The following is a 20,560-nucleotide window of genomic DNA, read 5'->3' on the forward strand; positions in this document are numbered from 1 at the left end:
CGGCTGACGTGTCAGGTCGACCGCCCGGCGGCGGAACTCCTCGGGATGGGCAGCGGGCATAGCTCGGACTCCTCTCCTGCAGCAGCAACGCTACAGATCAGGTGTCCGGGAAACCGGGTCAAGCTCCGCATCGCATCTGCCAAGACCGGCACCCCTGACTGTCCGCGGAGGGTTCAGTCAGGGTTGCCGGTGGGTTTCATGAGCTGGTGGTGATGACCTTGTCTCTCGTGTCCGGTACGAACAGGCACCCGATCATGCCGACGATGGCGCCGATGACTCCGAAGCCCATTGCGCGGTGCACGTTCCCGTCCGCTGCCATGAGTGCAAAAAGGGGGAAGAGGCCGGATCCCACACCTCGGGCGACGTAGTAGGTGGCGCCTGATCCGAGCGCCCGGTACCGGGTGGGATAGAACTCGGAGATCCAGGTGCCGATGACGCCGAATCCTGCGTATCCGATTGCCGCGCCCGCGAGGGCCGCGGTGGCGACGGTCCATGTGTCACCTGTTCCCTGCGCTGTTTCCGTGTCGGACCCGATGGCGAGGAACAGCCCGAACCCGAGTACGCCCACAGCGCAGGACCAGAAGGTGGAGCCTCGGCGACCGATTCGATCGGAGAGTGCGCCAAAGGTGATGTAGGAAGCGATTCCGAGCAGGGTTCCGATCGACAGGACGATGGTCGACCACCCGAGTGACAGGCCGGCGTATTCGCGGAGGTAGGTGGGACCGAAGGTTATGTAGCAGTAGCTCGCCGCGAAAATTCCCGTTGTGGCCAGGGTGAGGAACAACCCGCCCAGAACCACGCGTGTCCTGTTCTCGGTGGGCGGGGACGAAGGTGTGGCAGGCCGCTCGACCGATTCGTCCACGTGGGTCGGTTGTGGACTGGGCGCGGTGTCGGCATCGCGGGCGGCACGCCACAGTTTGGATTCTGGCAATGAACGAAACGCGACCACACCGATGCCGACACTCATCGCGCCGATGATGACGAAACCCGTACGCCATCCGTTGTTCGATCCGAACGAAGTGATGGTGGCGAACAGGATTGCCTGTGTGATGAGTGTGCCGCAGATGAACATGCCTTGAAGGACGCTGCCCATCAGGCCACGGTTCTTTGTCTTCCAGGTCTCGGTGAACATCGCGAAGATGACACCGAAGGCACCTCCCATCGCGATGCCGGCGACGATGCGGGTGATGGTGAACAGTTCGAAGTTGGTCAGGAAAGCACCGAGGATGGCGAGCGTTCCGTAGATGGTGGTGAAAGCGACGTACGTGGGGCGCCGCCCCCATTTGTCGGCCGTCCACCCGAAGATGAAGCCGCCGGCGATCGACGCGATGCTCTGTAGGGTGATCACGGTGACCACTGCTTGGGTCGACACGTCGAACGAGTCGGACAGGTCTCGCAGGGGGTAGCTGAGGAGATTGAGCTCCATGCTCTCGATCAGCGCGCCGATGATGGCGAACGCGAGGACAACTTTGCGTTCTCGCGGTGTGTAGGCGTTCTCGGCGTTGAGTTTCACCGCTGGCAGTGCCGCGTCGGAAACTCCCGGTGTGCTCATCGGACGCTCGCGGCGTGCGTGACTGGGGTCCCAATCGCGTGGACAGGATCGACCACCGTGTTCGTCATCTCACCGATACCTTCGATGGTGCTCACGATGACGTCACCGGCTCGAAGATACCGTTGCGGGGAGCGGCCGAGACCGACGCCTGCTGGAGTACCTGTGAAGATGAGGTCCCCGGGGAAGAGGGTGACGCGAGCTGAGATGTACTCGACGAGCTCGGGGACAGGGAACACCAGGTTCGACGAGGTGCCGTCCTGCATGATCTCTCCGTTGACTGAGCACCGAAGTGCGAGCGAGTCCGGGTCGTCGAATTCGTCTGGTGTGACGAGTACCGGCCCGATCGGGGCGAAGTTCTCGAAGGACTTCCCGAAGCTGTACTGCGGGTTGGCCCCCTGCAGCTGTACGTCGCGATCGGAGATGTCCTGTCCGACGGTCAGCCCTGCGACATGACTCCAGGCATCGGCGCGGTTCACCTTCGCACATCGGCTGCCGACGACGACGACCAGTTCGACTTCCCAGTCGACGCTCGGACCGGTGAGCGAGATGTCGGCATTCGGTCCTGCGAGCGAGGACCCGAACTTGGTGAACAGCAGCGGGACTTCGGGTAGTGGAGAGCCGGCTTCGGCGGCGTGGTCGACGTAGTTCAGGCCTACTCCGAAGATCTGCCGCGGTCGGGGACTGACGGCGCCGACAGCCGGCTCTCCTGCGCCTGTGGCGTCAGCGTCGTGCGACGCTGCATGGGGGTCGTGCTGGAAGCACCAGGCGACGAACTCGTCCCACCTGTCGTAGATGTGTTCGATTCGGTGATCGAAGAGGCCGTCGCTGGCGGTTGCGACGTCGATGGCGGCGTCTCCGGTCAGCAGTGTCAGGCGGTCGTCGTGGTTCGCGATACGCATGGGTTCAGCTGTCCTCTCGGGAAGTGGTCGGGGTTGTCGCCCGCTGGTCGCTCACGAGTCGGTAGGTCGACCACCGGGCGGGTGAACCCAGTGCGGACACGGTGTCGATGAATGAGTCGACGGGTGCAGGCTCGAGTGATCCGCGGCGTTCCACGATCACGAACAACGAGACGGTGGACTCGTTTTCCGATGCCTGACGTCGGTCGCCGACGGCCTGCCCCTCCGCGGTGTCGTCCTTGGCCGACGTCGCGACCGGGTCGGATTCGTAGATAGTCACTCCGTCGGCGACCCCGTCGTCGATGATCGAGCGGGCGACGTCGACCAGATTCCGAACGATCGCGTCGGCGCCATCGGGAGTGCAGGTGATGCGTCCGAGCAGAACGTCGCCTGTGCGGCCGACCCCACGGCGATGACGAAGGCGCCCGACGGTGCGCTCGTTCTCTCTGAACAGGGCCACGGCGGCCGTGGTGCGTGGTGTCGGCGAGTTCAGTGCGGCGAGGTATTCCGCGCTCGTCAGGGTGTCGACGGTGTCCGTCTCGTAAATCGACAGAAACTCCGCCAGCTGCCGGCCGCGGTCCGGATGCTCGACGAAACGTCGCGCTGTCCGAAAACCACTCACTGCCAGCCGCTCCGGGAAATGCTCGGTGGAGTACCAACTGTCGAACTCGGTGAGGTCGGCGCGGTCCACTGCGATCACGTTGATGAGTGCGCCGTCGGGTGCGTCCGCGGCGGCGGAGGACGAGACGTCGCGGTCCATCTGCTGTGTCATCAGAACAGGCCCTGGCGCTGCTGGAACTTCGTCGGCTTACCGAGTGTGTCACCGCTGTCGGCGACCCACGCTGCCACTGCGTCGATCATCGTGGACAGCGTGGTCGTGGGGAAACCGAACTCGGCCTGAAGTGCGGAACCGTCCATGACGTAGGCGGTCCCGGTCTCGTGTCCCGAGAAAATGGGCTCGCGCCCGAGCTTCTCGCCGAACCGGTGCGCGAGCCATCGGATCGAGACGATCTCCGGACCTGTGATGTTGAGCCGTCTCGGGGGAGACTGCGTGAGTGTCAGTGACCGAATGGCGTAGTCGGCGACATCACGCTGCCAGATGACGCTGGCATGGCCCATTTCCAGAGGTATCTCGACGCCGTCCTTGACCGCCTGGGCGATCTCCTGCAGTACTCCGTATCGCGTCTCGATGGAGTACCCGAGCCGGAACAGGAGGACGGGCGTACCGAATTGCTTGGAGTGGTGCTCGAAGATGCGTTCCCGTCCGACGCACGAGGCGGCGTACTCGCCGATGGGACCGGACGGGTCGCACTCGCGTGATCCGCCCTGCGTGACATCGGCGAGCGGGTACGTGACGAGTGTGGAGAACGCAACGATCCTGCTGTCTCGGTACCGCGTCGCCACACGGCCCGGCAGATAGGAATTCATCGACCAGGTGAACGACTCGTTGCCCGTCGTACCGAACTTGTGGCCTGCCATGTAGATCACGTTGGCGGCGTCCGGGAGCCTCTGCAGCTGCTCGTCGTCTGTCAGGTCGGCCGGAACACACTCGACGCTGTTCCGTTCGAGGAACTCGCGACTGTGCGGATCGGAGAATCGTGCGACACCGAACACTCTGGTGTCGGTGCCGGCTGCAGCGGCTGCGCGCTGTGCCATCGCCGCGACGCTGGGACCCACCTTTCCACCGACACCAAGAACGACGATGTCACCGTCGATCGTCGACATCGCCTCGATCAGCGCGGGCGACGGCGTGGCGAGTGCGTCCTCGATCGCGTCGACACCGTCGAATGTCACGGACGGGGGAGGGGTCTCGCGGGTGATGCTCATCTGCACTCCTCTAATGATGTGACCTGTGACATATAGCCTGGTCGCACACGAGTCGGGGTGACACCGCTACATTCACCACTGTTTGCAAGGTCGGGAGTGTGGGATCACCACAGTATGATGGCGCAGTGTCCAAAAACGCCGATGTAGTCGGGGAGCTGACCGGTGAGGCGTCGAACCTCATCTGGAACACCTACCGCGGTTACACCAGTGCGGTCTTCGATCACGCGGAACTCGAACACTTCGTGCGGATGAATGTCGTCGTCGTGTTGGGATGTCTCGAGCGCGGAAGTAATCCCACACCGTCGGAGCTGGTCCACGCCCGAGAACTCGGAGAGCTGAGGGCCAGGCAGGGCGTGCCACTGGAGTCAGTCATTCAGGCGTTCCGCTCAACGGAACGTGTAGTGCTGCTCCACGTCGAACGCTCGCGAATCGCTCCCACCGGAACCGAGCGCATCGAGCGCGCCCTGTCGTGCTTCGACGCACTGACCAACTCGATGATCGATGCCTATCGAGATGCATCGTCCGCGCTCGATGCGGTACGTGCGCGAGCCGAGGAAGAGTTGACCACGGCCTTGACGAAAGGGTTGGCGGTCGATCAGCACGATATCGATCGTTGGGCAGACGTCCTGGAGTTCGATCCCGCACGTGCGTGCCTGTGCGCGGTCCTGGAGCTCGCGGTCAGTGCGGATCCGCTTGCCAGTCAACGCTTTCGCAGGCGTGCGGTCACTGCGCTCACCGCGTCGATGAACGGGCCGGTGATTTCCCGAGCGAGCGACGGTGTCATCGTTCTGTTCCTGCGAGCGGACGAGGGCCCGTCGTCCGGATCTCTCGATCTGATCATGGGCGGTCTCATCGGAACCAAAGACTGCAGGGCTGTGTACCTGGGGAGCACGGTGCCGTCGTTGAGATCGGGGTACGAGTCCTACCGTCACGCAGTGAAGGTGCGTGACGTTGCGCTCGGTAGTAGTGAAGGCCCTCGTGTCTGGCACTACCGGGAGGTTCTGCTCGACGTGTTGTTGTGCGCCGATCCACCAGCGCGCGGTGAATTCGTCCGCAGTCGAATTGGTGCGTTGATCAACCGACCCCAATTGCTCGACACCGTGGCAGCGCTGGCGGACTGTAATTTGTCGCAGGCTCGGGCAGCGTCTCAACTGTTCGTGCACGTCAATACCGTGGCACTGCGGGCCAAACGTATCTCGGAGTTGACTGGCCGGAATCCGCTCGTGTTCGACGACCTCGTCGAGCTGTACCTGGCTGCACGTCATCGCCACGAGCTCGAACCCACGACGTCGTTCCACCATGCCGGTGGCGATGGTGATCCGCGTGTGACACGTTCTTCTGGGGTGTAGTGACAGGGCATCGACTCACGCCCCAGAACCCGGATCGATCGGGCACGAACGTAGGTGAGTGGGTCGACGCCGTGCTGATTCATCGGAACATCGTGTGCAGCGCATGCGGGTGAGTCGAACTCGGTATCGGTAGTCGATTCGACGGATAAGATTTTCCTGTGCACCGCATCTTCACCACCCCCGTCTCATCCGTCTACCCGCACTACGTCACCAAGGTGGAGCGCAAGGGTCGGACGAAGGACGAGCTCGACGAGGTCGTCCGCTGGCTCACGGGCTTCGACGACGCCGAGTTGGCGCAGCACCTCTCGGCGGACACGACGTTCCTCGAATTCTTCGAGGCCGCGCAGCTGAATCCGAACGCGGCGCTCATCACCGGGTCGGTGTGTGGGGTGCGGGTGGAGTCGGTGGAGGATCCACTGATGCAGAACATCCGTCGCCTCGACAAGCTCGTCGACGAGCTTGCCAAGGGGCGACCTATGGCGAAGATCCTCCGCGCCTGATCCGCGCGCCGACCGTCAGGTGGTCGGACGCAACCGGGTCTCGAACTCGCGCTCGAGGGCGCGCCACGACTCCGCCTCCGCGTCGAACGGGGCGCTCGGAGCCATGCGTCCGTGCACCGGCTCGAGGATGTAGGAGATGAGCCAGCCGAGGGGAGTGGCCGGCGCCAGTGCCTCCTCGACTGACGCGTCCTTGGCGTAGTCGGCTGCGTCGGTGAACAGTTCGACGGCGAGATCGAGCTGATCGGCGTCGACGGATTCCGGTCCGCGGGCCAGGTCGTCGGCGAGCCCGGGCAGCACGTACACGTTCTCGTCGGTCACCCGAACGTCGAGAGAACCGTCGACGGCCGCGGTGCGCACGTCGTCGTACGTGCTGACCGTCGTGAGGTCGTGGTCGTGATCGTCGGCCAGGTAGCGGGCGAGCGCGCGCTCGCTGCCGAACACGAAGATCGCGCCCGAACGTCCCAGGAACAGCGGCTCGTCGTCGAGGTAGCAGCGCAGTGTGTAGTAGGTGTCCTCGGAGGTGATGATGCGCACCGGATCGATACCCACCGAGCCCCAGAAGGTCTCGTCCTCGTCATCGGTGTCGACGGGGACCACGACTACGTCGGAGTCGTCCGACGAGGTGTCGTCGTCCGTGTCGATGTCCTCGTCGTCCAGATCCTCTGCGTCCACGATGTTCTCGGCTGCTGCCGTGATCTCCGCATCGGCCACGGCGGTCGCCTCGGCATCGACGTCGGGAGTGGTCAGGACGGTGTCGATGGCGTCGAGGACGGCGTCCCACCCCTTCGCCACGACGGCACCGATACGGTTCCACAGCTGCGAGCCCTCACGCCCGACGAAGGCGTCGGCACCGCGGGACAGCACTCCGAGAAGCGCGTTGGCAGAGAAGAAGCGAGTGACGGCATCCAGTTCGCAGACCTCGCCGAGGGTGCGTGCCATCTCGAGGGAGCGGGCCAGCTCGATGATGGAGTCCTCGTCCGGATCCCCCGCGGCGAGCTCCGGAACGCCCACGAGGTCGTAGACGTGGTCGTCGTCCGGCTCGATGTGCGCTGCGGAGAGCGCGACGACGGTGCGCCACTGCGGATGGTCGACGAGGTCGTTGTCGGTGTCGGTGCGGATGAACGCCACCATCTCGGCCACCGACGGGAACGCGTAGAGATCGTCCTCGCGACCGAGGAAGGCCTCCCACTCCTCGCCGTCCTCACGCCACTCGGGCGCCCACAGGGTGACGAGGTCGCCGGCAGTCACACCGAGTTCGATCGGGACGATGTCTCCAGCCATGGCCGCGAGCCTATCCCAGCCGCCGGGCGTCCTCACTGGACGCCGTGTCGAGCCCCAGACGCAGGGCGGCGTGGATGTCGGCACGCTCGAGAACGACGGCCAGAACGGCTGTGTTCACCGCGTGGACGATCGCCGCCTCGACCCGATGACAGCGCATCTCTCGGACGTCGTCCTCGACGGTGAGGCCGACCAGACGTCCGTGCGCGTCCACCTCGGCCCGGACGAGCGCGTCGTCCCTGTCGTTGCGGCCGCGCACGCGGGCCAGGTCGTCGAGAGTCCGGTGCAGCAGGGCGGACACGCGTCGTGCCGAACCGGACGAGTCGATCTCGACGAGCTCGTCGTCGGCAGGGCCCGCCGTGGGTACCGGCGCCACCGGATGTGCGAGCCCGTGCAGCATCCGCACCGCGGCAGCCACCGCGGAACCCCCGAAGGCGAGCTCCCTACGTTCGAGCTCCAGGTCCACGATCTCGCCGGACGGCAGCACCACGATGCGTCCGGCGCGCGAGGTGGCGTGTCCGCCGGTCATGCGGTCGGCCGGTAGAAGCCGTGGAAGCTCATGCCGACGTTCGACGTCCGGACGGCACTGACGCTGACCGGGTTGCCCGCCTCCACCATCTGACCGTTCCCCACCACCATCGCGACGTGACCGTCCCACACGGCGAGGTCGCCCGGCATCAGGTCCTCGGCGCTCACCGGGCTGCCCACCGCCTGGTCGGCCGCGAGCCGCGGCAGGTCCACGCCGGCGGTGCCGTACGCGCTCTGTGTTAGTCCGCTGCAGTCCAGGCCCTGGCCGGGGGTGGTGCCGCCCCACACGTACGGCGTGCCCTGCTGGGCGAGCGCGAAGCGGACGGCTCCGGCCGCGCGCTCGTTGGGCGCCATGGCGGTGCTGCCGTCGGGAAGCGTCACGAGCGTGCCGGTCCCGTCGGCGCCGGGCGACGCCGGATCGGCCGGCTGCTCCGGAGCCGTCGGCGCGAACAGCCCGCGGAGAGCCGCGTCCGGCGACGCGGGCAGAGACGGAAGTGCGGGAACCTCCGGCACGACGAGTGCGCCGACGCGGGCGGCCAGGGCATCGAGCTCTGCTCGCACCCGAGCGTGGACGGCGAGAGCATTGTCGAGGTGGTGCGTCGCGTGGGCGATGAGTGCGGTCTGTCCCGGGGGAGTGAGGGCCGCGGGCGCGAGTGCCGCTGCGCCCGTGAGGAAAGCGGCCATGATGGTCTGCAGCTCGGCGACCCCACGCGCGACGCTCGCCTGCGCCTCGGCGGAGAGTGACTGCAGCGCGCCGGCGTGCTCGATCATCGACCCGGCCGCGGCGGCGCCGCGCACGGTGAGGTCGAGAGCGGCCTCGGACGCGGGTCCGGACCACGCGTCCGAGAGAGCGGTGACTCCGTCGGTCACCTGTCGCGAGGCGTCGGACAGTGACGCGATGCCCGAGTCGAGGGAATCGGTGTCGGGGGACGGACAGCCGGTGCCGAGAGAGCGGATCAGAGTCTCGAGGGGCGCGGCCAGCAGATCGATCATCGCGGTGCACCGGTGCCGACGAGCACGTCGGACAGCGCGGTGTCGCCGTCGCCGTAGGACCGCGCTGCGGACTGCACGGACGACCCGAGGTGCTCGAACAAGTCGGACAGCGCGCCGAGGCCGTCGGCGTAGCGCGCCGCGGCACCGGCGAACGCGACTCCGAAGTCGGCTCCGACGAGGCCGAGCGTCGCCGCGGAGCCCGTTGCCGCCCGTGCCGCCGCGGATGCGTCCCGCACGAGGAGTGCGGCATCGGTCAGACGACCGGCACCGTCGTGCAGACCGTCCACTCGGACGTCGAATGTCGTACCGCTCTCGGCCACTGCAGTCCACCGTTCACTCGCGTGCTCGCACCGTCTCGAAGTCAGACGGTGCGGAGCGGCTCGCGGTTCCCCGATCACGCGGATCCGTTCGACCGGGAGTGGGCGCCGATCGCCGACTAGGGTGATTCCGGTGAACACCACGCCCGACATGGACACCCGCGTACTCGACCACCCCCTCGCGTCCGCGCTGCTGACCCAGATGCGCGACCAGTCGACGGACAACCCCGCGTTCCGATCCGCACTGCGCCAGTTGACGCAGATGCTGGTCTACGAGGCGCTGCGCGACGCGCCCGTGGTCGAGTTCGACGTCACGACGCCGGTCGCGGTGACCACCGGGACGCGCCTGAAGTCGCCGCCGCTGCTGGTGCCGGTGTTGCGCGCGGGCCTGGGCATGGTGGAGAAGGCCAGTTCGCTGATCCCGCAGTCGCGGATGGGCTTCGTCGGCATCGCGCGCGACGAGAAGACACATCAGCCGGTGCCGTACATGGAATCGCTGCCCGACGACCTGGCCGGTTACCCGGTGTACGTCCTCGACCCGATGCTCGCCACGGGCGGGTCGATGGTCCACACCATCGAGCTGCTGGTGCAGCGCGGCGCGGACGACGTCACGTGCATCTGCGTCGTGGCCGCCCCCGAGGGAGTGCAGGCACTCGCGTCGTCGGGACTGCCCGTGCGCCTCGTCGCCGCGAGCATCGACGAGGGGCTGAACGAGAACGCGTACATCGTGCCGGGCCTCGGTGACGCCGGGGACCGCCAGTTCGGTCCTCGCTAGAGCGAGCGGGCGAAGTCGGCCAGGGACTCGAGCGTGTCGGCCGCGCGAGTCCTGGCCGGAGCCAGATCCCCCGCCGTCGCCACCGGCTCGACCACTTCGAGGTAGGCCTTCAGCTTCGGTTCGGTTCCCGACGGCCGAACGATGACGCGGAACCGTTCGCTGGTCAGTTCCACTGCATCGGTGCGGAGTTCGGCGTCGGGTGTGTTCAGGTCGCGTACGGTCACCGTCGCACCCGCCAACGTCGTCGGTGGGGCGGAACGCAGGCGCGTCATCATGTCGCCGATCTCCGAGAGGTCGGTAACGCGCCGCGACACCTGGGTGCCCACGCGCGCTCCGAACTCGCGGTCGAGATCGCCGAGGACATCGAGGATGGTGCGTCCCTCCTCGGCCAGGTCGGCCGCGATGTGTGCGAGCAGCACGGCCGCCGAGATGCCGTCCTTGTCTCGCACCGCGTCCGGGTCGACGCAGTGTCCGATCGCTTCCTCGTAGGCGTACACCAGGCCGTCGCCGGCGCGCACGAGCCACTTGAAGCCGGTGAGCGTGCGCCGGTAGCGGGCACCGCGGGCCGGCGCGAGCGCCGAGAGCAGGCTCGACGACACGATGGTGCTGGCCACGAGTGATCCCGGCGGCGCCGACCGCAGGATGTGGTCTGCGATCACCGCTCCCGTCTCGTCGCCGGTGAGCATGCGGACACCGTTCGGTCCGCGCACGCCGATCGCGCACCGGTCCGCGTCCGGGTCCAGAGCGATGGCCAGTGCCGCGTCGACCTCGGCGGCGAGCGCCAGCACCTGGTCCGCTGCGCCTGGCTCCTCGGGGTTGGGAAAGGTGACGGTGGGAAAGTCCGGGTCGGCGTCGAACTGCGACGTCACGATGTGGACGTCGGTGACACCGCTGCGGCGCAACGCCTCCACGGCCACGGGCCCGCCGACCCCGTGCATCGGAGTGAGTGCCACACGGAGGGTGGAGTGCGACGGCCGCTCGGGAACGCGCTGTGCCACCCGGTCGAGGTACTGCTCGATCACGGGGTCAGCGGTGGGCGTGACGGCGGTGCGTGCGATCGAGGACGCACCCGGCGCCTGCCGGATGAACTCCTCGATCTCCCGGTCGGCGGGCGACACCAACTGGGCGCCACCGTCGAGGTAGACCTTGTAGCCGTTGTCTGCCGCGGGATTGTGCGAAGCGGTGACCTGGATGCCGGCGACGGCGCCGCGTGACCTCGTGGCGAACGCGAGCACCGGGGTCGGCGCCGGGTCCGGGAGCAGGGTGACGCGGAAGCCCGCCGCGGCCAGGACCTCGGCCGCGGCGACGGCGAACTCCGCGGAGCCGTGCCGGGCGTCCCGGCCCACCACCACCTCGGAGCCGGTCGCGTGATGACGCGAGAGATACTGCGCCACACCGTGTGTGGCCCTCGTGACGACGGCGACGTTCATGCCACTGGGCCCGGCCTGCACGGGTCCGCGGAGACCCGCGGTGCCGAACGTGAGCGCACCGGCGAACCGCGAGGCCAGATCACTCGCGTCGAGATCGCGCAGTTCCGCCTGCGTCGCGGGGTCCGGATCGTCCTCGATCCACTGCCGGACGACGGCGTCGAGTTCTGTCACAGTTGCGGGACCAGCCGTCGCAGCAGAGTTCCCATCCGCTCGGCCGAGGCGGCGCCGGCGGCGATCACCTCGTCGCCGTCCAGATGCTCTCCGGTCATCCCGGCCGCGAGGTTGGTCACCAGCGAGATACCGAGGACACGGGCACCCGCACCCCGAGCCGCGATGGTCTCGTGCACCGTGGACATGCCGACGAGGTCGGCGCCCAGCGTGCGGAGCATGCGGATCTCGGCGGGCGTCTCGTAGTGCGGGCCGGGCAGTCCGGCGTAGACGCCGTCGGTCAGGCTCGGGTCGATTCCTCGGGCCACCTCGCGCAGGTCGGCCGAGTACGCGTCGACCAGATCGACGAACTGGGCGCCGATCAGCGGTGACCGCGCCGTCAGGTTGAGGTGGTCGGAGATCAGCACGGGATCGCCGACAGCCATGCCCTCACGGATGCCGCCCGCCGCGTTGGTCAGGACGATGGTGCGAGCGCCGGCGGCGGCCGCCGTGCGGACGGGATGGACCACGCGGCCGAGATGATGTCCCTCGTACGCGTGGGTGCGCCCGAGCAGGATCAGGACCTGCGTGCCCTCGACGTCCACGGACCACATGGCGTTGGAGTGGCCCAGCGCCTTGGGTGCGGCGAAGCCGGGCAGCGAGGACATGGGAACGATGTGCTGGGGTGTGCCGAACTGCTCCGCGGCCTTCTGCCACCCGGATCCGAGGACCACTGCCACGGGATGCTCGGCGATGCCGGTGATCCGGGCCAGGGCGGCGGCGGCCGCCTCCGCGGCTCCGGTGGGATCGGTCTCGGGATCGACGAGTGCGTTCTCCGAGTCGGCCGGTACGGGGGGAGTGCTCACACGTCCGACCCTATCGCCGCGGGCGGGTGTTCGCTGCGGCAGGCGAGACGGCGGAGTGTCAGGTGTGGGCTCGGTAGAGACGCCAGAACCACACAGACGCGGCCGAGGCGATCACGGCGCCCGATCCGAACGCGCCGACGAACAACAGCATCGCGGAGAGGGCCGCGAGCAGCACGATCACACCGAGCTGGAGGATCGCCGCGAGAGCCATGACTGCACGGTCCTCCGGAAATCGGTCCCGCGCAACCGAGCGTCGCCGGCGTCGATCGAGGTCTGGTTACCGACGAGTACCATCCGTCCATGCCTTCACTCGATCGCCACGGAGACGTCTTCGTCCTCAGCCTCGCCCACGCCGACGGCGTCAACCCGGAGAACCGCTTCCACCCGGAGTGGATCGAGCAGGTGCACACGCTCCTCGACGAGGCCGAGGCGTCGGAGGGTCCGGCCGCGTTGGTGACCGTCGGCGGCGGCAAGTTCTACTCGAACGGCCTGGACACCGACTACCTGTTCAGCCACGCGGACTCCATTCCGGAGTACCTCGACCTGGTGCACACCGTCTACACCCGGCTGCTGCGCTTCCCGATGGCCACGGTCGCCGCCGTACAGGGCCATGCCTTCGGCGCCGGCGCGATGCTCGCCCTGTGCCACGACACGTCCGTCATGCGCGCGGACCGGGGCTTCTTCTGCCTTCCCGAGGTGAACCTCGGCATGCCGTTCACCGAGGGCATGTCGACGCTGCTGGCCGAGCGCCTGCCGAGTCGGACCATGATCGACGCGATGACCACCGGCCGTCGCTACGGCGGCGCGGACGCTCTCGAGTTCGGCATCGTGCAGGCCGTCGCCGGCGAGGACGAGCTGCTGACCACCGCGGTGGCGCAGGCGGCCGAACGGGTGTCCACCCGCGGCGCCAACCTCACGTCCATCAAGGACAGCATCCACGTGCGCACCCTCGCCGCGCTGTCCGTCCCCACGGCGGAGAGCACCTTCTCACTGGGGCAGTGACACACTGAGTCCCGTGTCCTCGACCCTCGATTCCGTTCTCGACGCCGCGACCGGCGATCTCGTCGCCCTGTCGCACGCCGTACACGCGCGTCCGGAACTGGCCTTCGAGGAGCACTTCGCGTCGGCGGCGACGGCCGATCTGCTCGCAGGTGGCGGATTCGAGGTGCGGCGGGGCGTCGCGGGCCTGCCGACGGCATTCGACGCGACCTACGGTTCGGGCGAGCTGGTGGTCGCCGTGTGCGCCGAGTACGACGCACTGCCGGAGATCGGCCACGCCTGTGGACACAACATCATCGCGGCGTCGGCGGTCGGTGCGGGGCTGGCCCTCGCGTCGGTCGCCGACGAGCTGGGGCTGACCGTCCGGGTGCTCGGCACCCCGGCCGAGGAGTCCGGCGGCGGCAAGGTCCTCATGCTCGACGCCGGGGTGTTCGACGACGTCTCGCTGGCGATGATGGTGCACCCCGGTCCGCTCGACATCGCCGCCGCGCGCTCACTCGCGCTGTCGGACATCGCCGTTCGATACGCAGGGCGTGAAGCGCACGCCTCCGCGGCGCCCGAGTGGGGCATCAACGCGGGCGACGCCGTCACCGTCGCGCAGGTCGGTGTCGGCCTGCTGCGCCAGCATCTGCGTCCGGGTCAGCAGATCCACGGCATCGTCGGTCACGCCGGCACCGCCCCGAACATCGTCCCCGGATCGGCGGAGATGTTCTACTACCTGCGCGCGGACACTGCCGAGGCACTCGCCGATCTCGATCGCCGCGCGCGGGGATGTTTCGAGGCCGGTGCGGTGGCCACCGGGTGCACCCACGAGATCGTCACCGTGTCCCCGACCTACACCGAACTCACCCCCGATCCCTGGCTGGTGGCCGAATACCGTCGTGTCGCAGCCACTCTCGGTCGCGCCTTGGTTCCCGAGGAGTTCGAGACCTCGCGCCCGTTCGGCAGCACGGACATGGGCAACGTCACCGCGCGGATCCCGGGCATCCATCCGGTGATCGGTCTCGATTCCGGCGGCGCGGTCACTCACCAGCCGGGTTTCACCACGGCGTGTATCACCGAGTCGGCCGACCGCGCCGTCGTCGACGGGGCCCGCGCCCTAGCTCGGGTGGCCGTCGCGGCGGCCACCGACCCACAGCAACGCTCTCGACTCGTCGAGGGCACACACGAGAGGACGGTACGACGATGAATCCGGCCGACGCCTGGATCGCAGCACACGGGGCGGATCTCGTGACGTGGCGTCGACGGATCCACATGCATCCCGAGCTGGCCAGGCAGGAATTCGAGACGACCAAGTTCGTCGCCGAGACCCTCACCGCCGCGGGACTGTCCCCGGTGGTGCTTCCCAGTGGCAGCGGCGTCATCTGCGACATCGGCCCCGGCGGTCCGCGCGTCGCTCTCCGGGCCGACATGGACGCGCTGCCCCTGACGGAGTTCACCGGCGCCGAGTACTCGTCGACGGTCCCGGGCGTGTCCCATGCCTGCGGACACGACGCCCACACGACGGTTCTGCTGGCGACCGGGCTGGCGCTGGCCTCACTCGACTCGCTGCCGCACGGCGTCCGGCTGATCTTCCAGCCCGCCGAGGAAGTCATGCCCGGGGGCGCTCTCGACATGGTGGCCGCGGGCGCGCTGGAGAGCGTGTCGCAGATCTACGCGCTGCACTGCGATCCCCGTCTCGAGGTCGGACGCGTCGGCATCCGCGTGGGCGCGATCACCTCCGCGGCGGACACCGTGGAACTGCGGTTGGACTCGGCCGGCGGACACACCTCCCGTCCGCACCTGACGTCCGACCTGGTGTACGCGCTGGGCACGGTCATCACCGGTCTGCCGGGACTGCTGAGCCGCCGCGTCGACCCGCGCACCAGCACCGTCATGGTGTGGGGCGCCGTCGTCGCAGGTCAGGCCCCGAACGCCATCCCGCAGAAGGGGATGCTCACGGGCACGGTCCGAACGGGCGACCACGAGACGTGGGCACTGCTCGAGCCGCTGGTGCAGGAGATCGTCGCCGGCGTGCTCGCGCCCACCGGCGTGAAGTACGAGGTGCACTACCGCCGCGGCGTGCCGCCGGTGGTCAATGACGAACACGCCACCCGGCGCTTCGAGGCGGCCATCCGCTCGCTGGGCCCGGATGCCCTGGCCGACACCGCACAGTCCGGCGGCGGCGAGGACTTCTCGTGGTACCTGGAGCACGTGCCGGGCGCGATGGCGCGTCTCGGCGTGTGGTCGGGCGTCGGACCCCAGCTCGACATCCATCAGCCGACGTTCGACCTGGACGAGCGTGCGCTGGCCGTCGGTGTCCGCACGATGACGGCACTGGCGCTGGGACTGGGAGACGACCCCGTCGCCTGAGAATCAGAGCTGCCCGAGGATCAGAGCGACGAGGTCCCGGGGCCGACGTTGCGGCTGTTGCGGGTGCGCAGGTCGCGCACGTAGTCGGCCGGGGCGCCGGCGATCTCCGCGGCCTCGGCCATGACGCCGAGATAGCGCGCCGAGGGCAGCCCACCCTCGTAGGCGTCGAGCACGTAGAGCCACGCCAGGACGGGTTCGTCGTCCGTCTCGACGCGGAGGCGGATCTTGCGGTGGATGCCGAGCTCGGAACCCTCCCACCGGTCGAGGCTCTCCTCGTCCTCCGGTGAGACGTCGTAGAGCACGACGAACACCTTCGAGTCGGGGTCCTCCACGACGGTCGCGAGCGCGCCCTCCCAGCCGATGTCGCCGCCGCCGAAGGTCAGACGCCACCCCGGCAACCACCCGGTTCCGGCCGCAGGGGAGTGGGGGCACCGCTCGAGCATCTGCTCGGGGTGCATGTTGGAGCCGTAAGCGGCATAGATCGGCACGGCGGTCAGCCTAAACCGTCGTACCCGATTCGCGCGGATCGAGGTGCCCACCGATATGGGCTCGGCCTGACGTGCAGCCGCGGCACCCCGTGGAATAGGTTTGATGCTGTGAGCAACCCTCACTCGCCAGGACTCTCCCGAAAACCCGCAACGGAGGACGAATGACCCGCATCGTGATCATCGGAGGCGGACCGGCCGGATACGAGGCCGCTCTGGTCGCCTCCCAGCACGGCGGGACGGTGACGCTCATCGACTCCGACGGAGTGGGCGGCGCCTGCGTCCTCTGGGACTGTGTTCCGTCCAAGACCTTCATCGCCTCGACCGGCATCCGCACCGACATGCGTCGCGCGTCCGACCTCGGTATCGAGCTCGACCCGACCTCGGCCACCATCGACCTGCCGCAGATCCACAACCGCGTGAAATCCCTTGCGCAGGCTCAATCCTCCGATATCCGCGCCCGTCTGCAGACGGTCGGCGTGACCGTGCTGTCGGGAACGGCGAAGGTGGTGGACACGCAGCCCGGCCTGGCCGCCCACCAGGTGGAGGCCACCCTGGCGGACGGGTCGACGCAGGAGATCGACGCCGAGGTCGTGCTCATCGCGACCGGTGCGAGCCCGCGCATTCTGCCCGGTGCCGAGCCCGACGGTGAGCGCATTCTGACCTGGCGTCAGCTCTACGACCTCGACTCCCTGCCCACCCACCTCATCGTGGTCGGGTCCGGCGTGACCGGAGCCGAGTTCGTCTCCGCGTACACCGAGATGGGCGTCAAGGTCACCGTCGTGTCCAGTCGCGACCGCGTCCTTCCCGGTGAGGACGCCGACGCGGCACTCGTGCTCGAGGACGTCCTGTCCGAGCGTGGTGTCACGTTGATCAAGAACGCACGCGCGGACTCGGTGACCCGCACCGCCGACGGCGTCGTCGTGACGATGTCCGACGGCAAGACCGTCGAGGGTTCGCATGCGCTGATGACGGTCGGCTCCGTCCCGAACACGCAGAACCTCGGCCTCGAGAGCGTCGGCATCGAGCTCGACCGCGGCGGTTACCTTCGCGTGGACCGGGTCTCGCGTACCCGCGTGCCCGGCATCTACGCGGCGGGCGACTGCACGGGCCTGCTGCCACTGGCCTCCGTCGCCGCCATGCAGGGCCGCATCGCGATGTACCACGCGCTGGGCGAGGGCGTCAGCCCCATCAAGCTCAAGACGGTCGCCTCCGCCGTGTTCACGCGACCCGAGATCGCCACGGTGGGTGTCGGCCAGTCCGCCATCGACAACGGGGACGTCCCAGCGCGCACGGTCATGCTGCCGCTGAACACGAATCCCCGCGCCAAGATGTCCGGCCTGCGTCGCGGCTTCGTCAAGATCTTCTGCCGTCCCGCGACGGGTGTGGTCATCGGCGGAGTGGTCGTCGCTCCCACCGCGTCCGAGCTGATTCTCCCCATCGCCATCGCTGTGCAGAACAATTTGACGGTGAACGATCTCGCCGCCACCTTCTCGGTCTACCCGTCTCTCACGGGGTCGATCACCGAGGCGGCGCGCCAGCTCATGCGCCACGACGATCTGGACTGACACCCTCGCTCGACCGTGATCCCACACTGTGAGACAGTGGTTCCACTGTGTGAAAAGCCGCGCTACGCTACGAGGACGGTGCCCCACCCGCGGCACCGTTCTCGTCACGACCGACTCCGAGCCCACCCCGGTGAGCGCGCCGCGACGCCTCGTGTCCCACGATGCTCGGAGAATCCATGTCGTCCTCTGTTCTGCCACCTCTGTCCGTCCGCGCCTCGGCGATCACCGGATCGGCGATTCGTGACCTGCTCACGCTGACCGCGCGGCCTGACATTCTGTCCCTCGCGGGCGGTCTGCCCTCGTCGGACGTCATGCCGCACAGCGTCATTCGCGAGGTCACGCATCGAATACTGAGCAGCGACACCGCGGCCCTGCAGTACGCGGAGACCACGGGGGTGCGGCGGCTCCGAGACGTCATCGCGGCGCGGGAGTCGGCGCTCGTTCGGGACGAGGTGCCGTCCACCTCGGTGGTGGTGACGCACGGCTCCCAGCAGGCGCTCAGCCTGCTCGCGTCCGTGCTCGTCGATCCCGGCGACGTGGTCGTGGTCGATCGACCGGTGTATCCCGGTGCGCTGCAAGCGTTCCAGGCCGTCGGTGCACGTATCGAGTCGGTTCCGGTCGATGCGGACGGCACCGACACCGATGCCCTCGCACAGCTGCTCGAGTCAGGAGTGCGCCCTCGCGCCGTGCACACCGTCAGCAACTTCCACAATCCTCGCGGGGGAGTGCTGTCGGTCGGGCGTCGCCGCGCCCTCGTCGACCTCGCGGAACGGTACGGCTTCTGGGTCGTCGACGACGATCCCTACGGCGACGTGTGGTTCGACGCACCCCCGCCGGGCCCCATCGCGTCCGATCGGGTGATCCGTCTGGGCTCGGCGTCCAAGATCCTCGCACCGTCGTTGCGCGTCGGGTGGCTCACCGCGGCCCGACCGGTGTGCGACGCCGTGGAGCGGATCAAGCAGAGCGCCGATCTGTGCGGGTCGTCGTTGACGCAGCTGGTCGCGGCGGACCTGATCGCCGACGAGCCATGGTTGCGACAGCATCTGGACGACGTGCGTGCGGTCTACTCGGCACGGGCGGAGGTGTTGGCCGGAGCACTGCGGAGCGAACTCGGTTCGGCGATCGAGGTCGATGCGGCCCGTGGCGGGATGTTCCTGTGGGTGCAGTTCACCGACGGCACGGACACGTCGGCGCTGCTGCCGGCAGCGCTGGACCGCGGCGTCGCGTACGTTCCCGGTCGAGCCTTCGATCCGGCCGGTGGCGACGAACTCGGTACCGCGTTGCGCGTCTGCTTCGCGACGTCGACCGACGACGAGCTGCGGGAGGCCGTGCGACGTCTCGCCACTGCGCACGTCGCGCGGTAGTCGCCTCCGGTTTTCCGACTCCCGCCGAACCTGGCATCGTGTCGGCATGCGGTCCGTCGACGGCGTCCAGCCACCTGGTGTTCGGCACGGAACCGCCCAACTCCGCACCCGCCTGCTGCGCCAGTATCTGGCCGTCACGACATCGCTGTATGCAGTGGGCGTGACCGTCTCGCTGCTGCCGCACGGCGACCGGGTGACGTCACCGGTGGCGGGCGGCGTGGTGGCTGTCGTCCTCGGCGTGGCGGCGCTGCTCGTCCTGGCGGTCCGACCGCGCGGACGCACCGCTCTCGGCATCGCGGCGGGCGCCGCCCTGATCGCGACGCCCGCCGTCATGGCCTTTCACGTCCTCGCCGCGTCGCAGTTCATGTGCCTCATCGCGGTGATGTTCCTGGCCATGTACATCCGGGCCTTCCATGGACGGACGGTGGCACACGTTCTCGTGGTCGTGCTGGTGGTGGCCGTGTGTGGTGCCGCGGCGGCATCCCCCGCGACGCTGTATCCCATCAGCTACCTGGTCTTCGTGGTCGCGATCGTCGGAGCGGCCGAGGCGTTCGGATCGGTGACCAGGGCGCTCATCGACGCGTCCCACACGGACCCGCTCACCGGTGTGCGGAACCGGGCGGGGTGGGAGATGGCCGTCAGCGTGGTGACGACGTCGTCGATCACCGTCGTCGCGCTGGACGTCGATGGCTTCAAAGCCATCAACGACACGTCCGGTCATCCCGCGGGCGACCGATTGTTGATCTCACTTGCTCGCTCGTGGTCCGCTCTGGCACCACCGGGGACGGTGATCGCGAGACTGGGCGGCGACGAGTTCGCGGCACTCGTGCACGGAGCGTCTCCGACCGTGAGCCGTGCCTTCGTCGACGCGACCGCCGCTGCCTTCCCCCACGTCAGCGTCGGGTGCGCGTCGTCCGCGTTCCCCGGCGAGCCGGCGTCGGACGTTCTCGCACGCGCCGACGCCGACCTCTACCAGGTGAAGCGGAGGAAAGCCGGCGTCGACGAGCAGGCGTGAGTGGGTCAGTCCTTCGGATCGAGCGCGGAGGGCTTGTGCACCGCGTCCTTGCCGGACTTGTCACTCTCCACTCGGTACTGCGGGTCGTCCTTCGACGCCTTGACCGTGCGCCCACCGGCTTCGGTCTCGGAGGTGATCTTCTCGACCACCTCGCCTTCGGTCGTGGTGCCGTGCGTCTTCCACTCGACCTTGTCGCCCTTGCTGAACTCGTCCTTCGACATGTGTCGTGTCCTTCCGTCGCGATGCGGGGCTGATACCCGGATAGTGCCGCCGGTACACCCGGCTTCCACTGATGGTGCAAGTTGCATGGTGCACAGTG

The 20,560-nt window shown here is 68.1% G+C and carries 22 protein-coding genes; 9 read left to right on the top strand and 13 right to left on the bottom strand.

Features of this window, described 5'->3' with window-relative positions:
• Positions 1-196: 196 nt before the first annotated feature.
• Genes HQ308_RS21805 through HQ308_RS21820 form a run of 4 tightly spaced genes read right to left on the bottom strand, consistent with a single transcriptional unit; the run spans position 197 to position 4,275 of the window.
• Positions 197-1,513, bottom strand: coding sequence for an MFS transporter (locus HQ308_RS21805; protein WP_222647899.1), 1,317 nt, complete (start codon positions 1,511-1,513; stop codon positions 197-199).
• Between the two features lie 35 nt (positions 1,514-1,548).
• A complete protein-coding gene (locus HQ308_RS21810; RefSeq protein WP_222647900.1) occupies positions 1,549-2,451 on the bottom strand; it encodes a fumarylacetoacetate hydrolase family protein in 903 nt (300 codons plus the stop codon).
• A 4-nt stretch (positions 2,452-2,455) separates the two neighbouring features.
• The gene (locus HQ308_RS21815; RefSeq protein ID WP_222647901.1) at positions 2,456-3,220 is read right to left on the bottom strand and encodes a hypothetical protein; all 765 of its coding nucleotides are present in this window, start codon (positions 3,218-3,220) and stop codon (positions 2,456-2,458) included.
• Positions 3,220-4,275, bottom strand: coding sequence for an NAD(P)-dependent oxidoreductase (locus tag HQ308_RS21820; RefSeq protein ID WP_222647902.1), 1,056 nt, complete (start codon positions 4,273-4,275; stop codon positions 3,220-3,222). Before HQ308_RS21820 ends, HQ308_RS21815 begins: the two co-directional genes overlap by 1 nt.
• A gap of 98 nt (positions 4,276-4,373) precedes the next feature.
• On the opposite strand from HQ308_RS21820, the gene HQ308_RS21825 reads away from it, so the two are divergent.
• Positions 4,374-5,624 carry a CdaR family transcriptional regulator gene (locus HQ308_RS21825; protein ID WP_222647903.1) on the top strand — a complete coding sequence of 417 codons (1,251 nt, stop codon included), beginning with the start codon at positions 4,374-4,376 and terminating at the stop codon, positions 5,622-5,624.
• Positions 5,625-5,782: 158 nt separating this feature from the next.
• Entirely contained in the window at positions 5,783-6,124 is a 342-nt protein-coding gene (locus tag HQ308_RS21830; protein ID WP_222647904.1) for a DUF2200 domain-containing protein, read from the top strand.
• Between the two features lie 15 nt (positions 6,125-6,139).
• On the opposite strand, the gene HQ308_RS21835 is transcribed toward HQ308_RS21830, so the two are convergent.
• The 4 genes from HQ308_RS21835 to HQ308_RS21850 are packed head-to-tail and all read right to left on the bottom strand — an operon-like array spanning position 6,140 to position 9,243.
• Entirely contained in the window at positions 6,140-7,405 is a 1,266-nt protein-coding gene (locus HQ308_RS21835; RefSeq protein WP_222647905.1) for a primosomal protein, read from the bottom strand.
• 10 nt (positions 7,406-7,415) lie between these two features.
• A complete protein-coding gene (locus tag HQ308_RS21840) occupies positions 7,416-7,931 on the bottom strand; it encodes a hypothetical protein (protein ID WP_222647906.1) in 516 nt (171 codons plus the stop codon).
• Positions 7,928-8,923, bottom strand: a complete 996-nt coding sequence (locus HQ308_RS21845; RefSeq protein WP_222647907.1) for a C40 family peptidase — start codon at positions 8,921-8,923, stop codon at positions 7,928-7,930. Before HQ308_RS21845 ends, HQ308_RS21840 begins: the two co-directional genes overlap by 4 nt.
• A complete protein-coding gene (locus HQ308_RS21850) occupies positions 8,920-9,243 on the bottom strand; it encodes a hypothetical protein (protein ID WP_222647908.1) in 324 nt (107 codons plus the stop codon). Before HQ308_RS21850 ends, HQ308_RS21845 begins: the two co-directional genes overlap by 4 nt.
• A 148-nt stretch (positions 9,244-9,391) precedes the next feature.
• On the opposite strand from HQ308_RS21850, the gene upp reads away from it, so the two are divergent.
• Positions 9,392-10,015, top strand: a complete 624-nt coding sequence (gene upp / locus HQ308_RS21855; RefSeq protein WP_027503708.1) for a uracil phosphoribosyltransferase — start codon at positions 9,392-9,394, stop codon at positions 10,013-10,015.
• Here the strand turns inward: upp and HQ308_RS21860 are convergent.
• The 3 genes from HQ308_RS21860 to HQ308_RS21870 are packed head-to-tail and all read right to left on the bottom strand — an operon-like array spanning position 10,012 to position 12,669.
• On the bottom strand, positions 10,012-11,616 hold the full coding sequence (locus tag HQ308_RS21860; protein WP_222647909.1) for a phospho-sugar mutase: 1,605 nt from the start codon (positions 11,614-11,616) through the stop codon (positions 10,012-10,014). The genes upp and HQ308_RS21860 overlap by 4 nt on opposite strands.
• Positions 11,613-12,500, bottom strand: coding sequence for a purine-nucleoside phosphorylase (locus HQ308_RS21865; RefSeq protein ID WP_373425290.1), 888 nt, complete (start codon positions 12,498-12,500; stop codon positions 11,613-11,615). Before HQ308_RS21865 ends, HQ308_RS21860 begins: the two co-directional genes overlap by 4 nt.
• A gap of 16 nt (positions 12,501-12,516) precedes the next feature.
• Complete coding sequence (locus tag HQ308_RS21870) at positions 12,517-12,669, bottom strand: hypothetical protein (protein ID WP_197027699.1); 153 nt, start codon at positions 12,667-12,669, stop codon at positions 12,517-12,519.
• 89 nt (positions 12,670-12,758) lie between these two features.
• Here HQ308_RS21870 and HQ308_RS21875 point away from each other — a divergent pair, with 89 nt between their 5' ends.
• From HQ308_RS21875 to HQ308_RS21885, 3 genes are read left to right on the top strand one after another with little or no spacing between them, the layout of a single operon-like run.
• A complete protein-coding gene (locus tag HQ308_RS21875; protein WP_027503705.1) occupies positions 12,759-13,460 on the top strand; it encodes an enoyl-CoA hydratase/isomerase family protein in 702 nt (233 codons plus the stop codon).
• A 13-nt stretch (positions 13,461-13,473) separates the two neighbouring features.
• On the top strand, positions 13,474-14,646 hold the full coding sequence (locus tag HQ308_RS21880) for a M20 family metallopeptidase (RefSeq protein ID WP_222647910.1): 1,173 nt from the start codon (positions 13,474-13,476) through the stop codon (positions 14,644-14,646).
• On the top strand, positions 14,643-15,809 hold the full coding sequence (locus HQ308_RS21885) for a M20 family metallopeptidase (protein ID WP_222647911.1): 1,167 nt from the start codon (positions 14,643-14,645) through the stop codon (positions 15,807-15,809). Before HQ308_RS21880 ends, HQ308_RS21885 begins: the two co-directional genes overlap by 4 nt.
• A 20-nt stretch (positions 15,810-15,829) precedes the next feature.
• Here HQ308_RS21885 and HQ308_RS21890 read toward each other — a convergent pair whose 3' ends face one another.
• Positions 15,830-16,297 carry a gamma-glutamylcyclotransferase gene (locus tag HQ308_RS21890; protein ID WP_027503702.1) on the bottom strand — a complete coding sequence of 156 codons (468 nt, stop codon included), beginning with the start codon at positions 16,295-16,297 and terminating at the stop codon, positions 15,830-15,832.
• Between the two features lie 161 nt (positions 16,298-16,458).
• Between HQ308_RS21890 and HQ308_RS21895 the strand changes: the two genes are divergently transcribed.
• The 3 genes from HQ308_RS21895 to HQ308_RS21905 all read left to right on the top strand — a co-directional run bounded on the left by HQ308_RS21895 (position 16,459) and on the right by HQ308_RS21905 (position 20,241).
• Positions 16,459-17,862 (top strand): NAD(P)H-quinone dehydrogenase, encoded by a 1,404-nt coding sequence (locus HQ308_RS21895; protein WP_222647912.1) that lies wholly within the window; start codon positions 16,459-16,461, stop codon positions 17,860-17,862.
• A 176-nt stretch (positions 17,863-18,038) separates the two neighbouring features.
• Positions 18,039-19,226 (top strand): PLP-dependent aminotransferase family protein, encoded by a 1,188-nt coding sequence (locus HQ308_RS21900; RefSeq protein ID WP_222647913.1) that lies wholly within the window; start codon positions 18,039-18,041, stop codon positions 19,224-19,226.
• 46 nt (positions 19,227-19,272) lie between these two features.
• Positions 19,273-20,241: a diguanylate cyclase gene (locus HQ308_RS21905; protein WP_222647914.1), complete on the top strand. Its 969-nt coding sequence runs from the start codon at positions 19,273-19,275 to the stop codon at positions 20,239-20,241.
• Between the two features lie 5 nt (positions 20,242-20,246).
• On the opposite strand, the gene HQ308_RS21910 is transcribed toward HQ308_RS21905, so the two are convergent.
• Positions 20,247-20,462 carry a DUF2945 domain-containing protein gene (locus HQ308_RS21910; protein WP_027503699.1) on the bottom strand — a complete coding sequence of 72 codons (216 nt, stop codon included), beginning with the start codon at positions 20,460-20,462 and terminating at the stop codon, positions 20,247-20,249.
• Positions 20,463-20,560: the final 98 nt, after the last annotated feature.

Source organism: Rhodococcus sp. BP-241, assembly GCF_019836145.1.
In the GTDB taxonomy this organism is placed as follows: Bacteria; Actinomycetota; Actinomycetes; order Mycobacteriales; family Mycobacteriaceae; genus Rhodococcoides.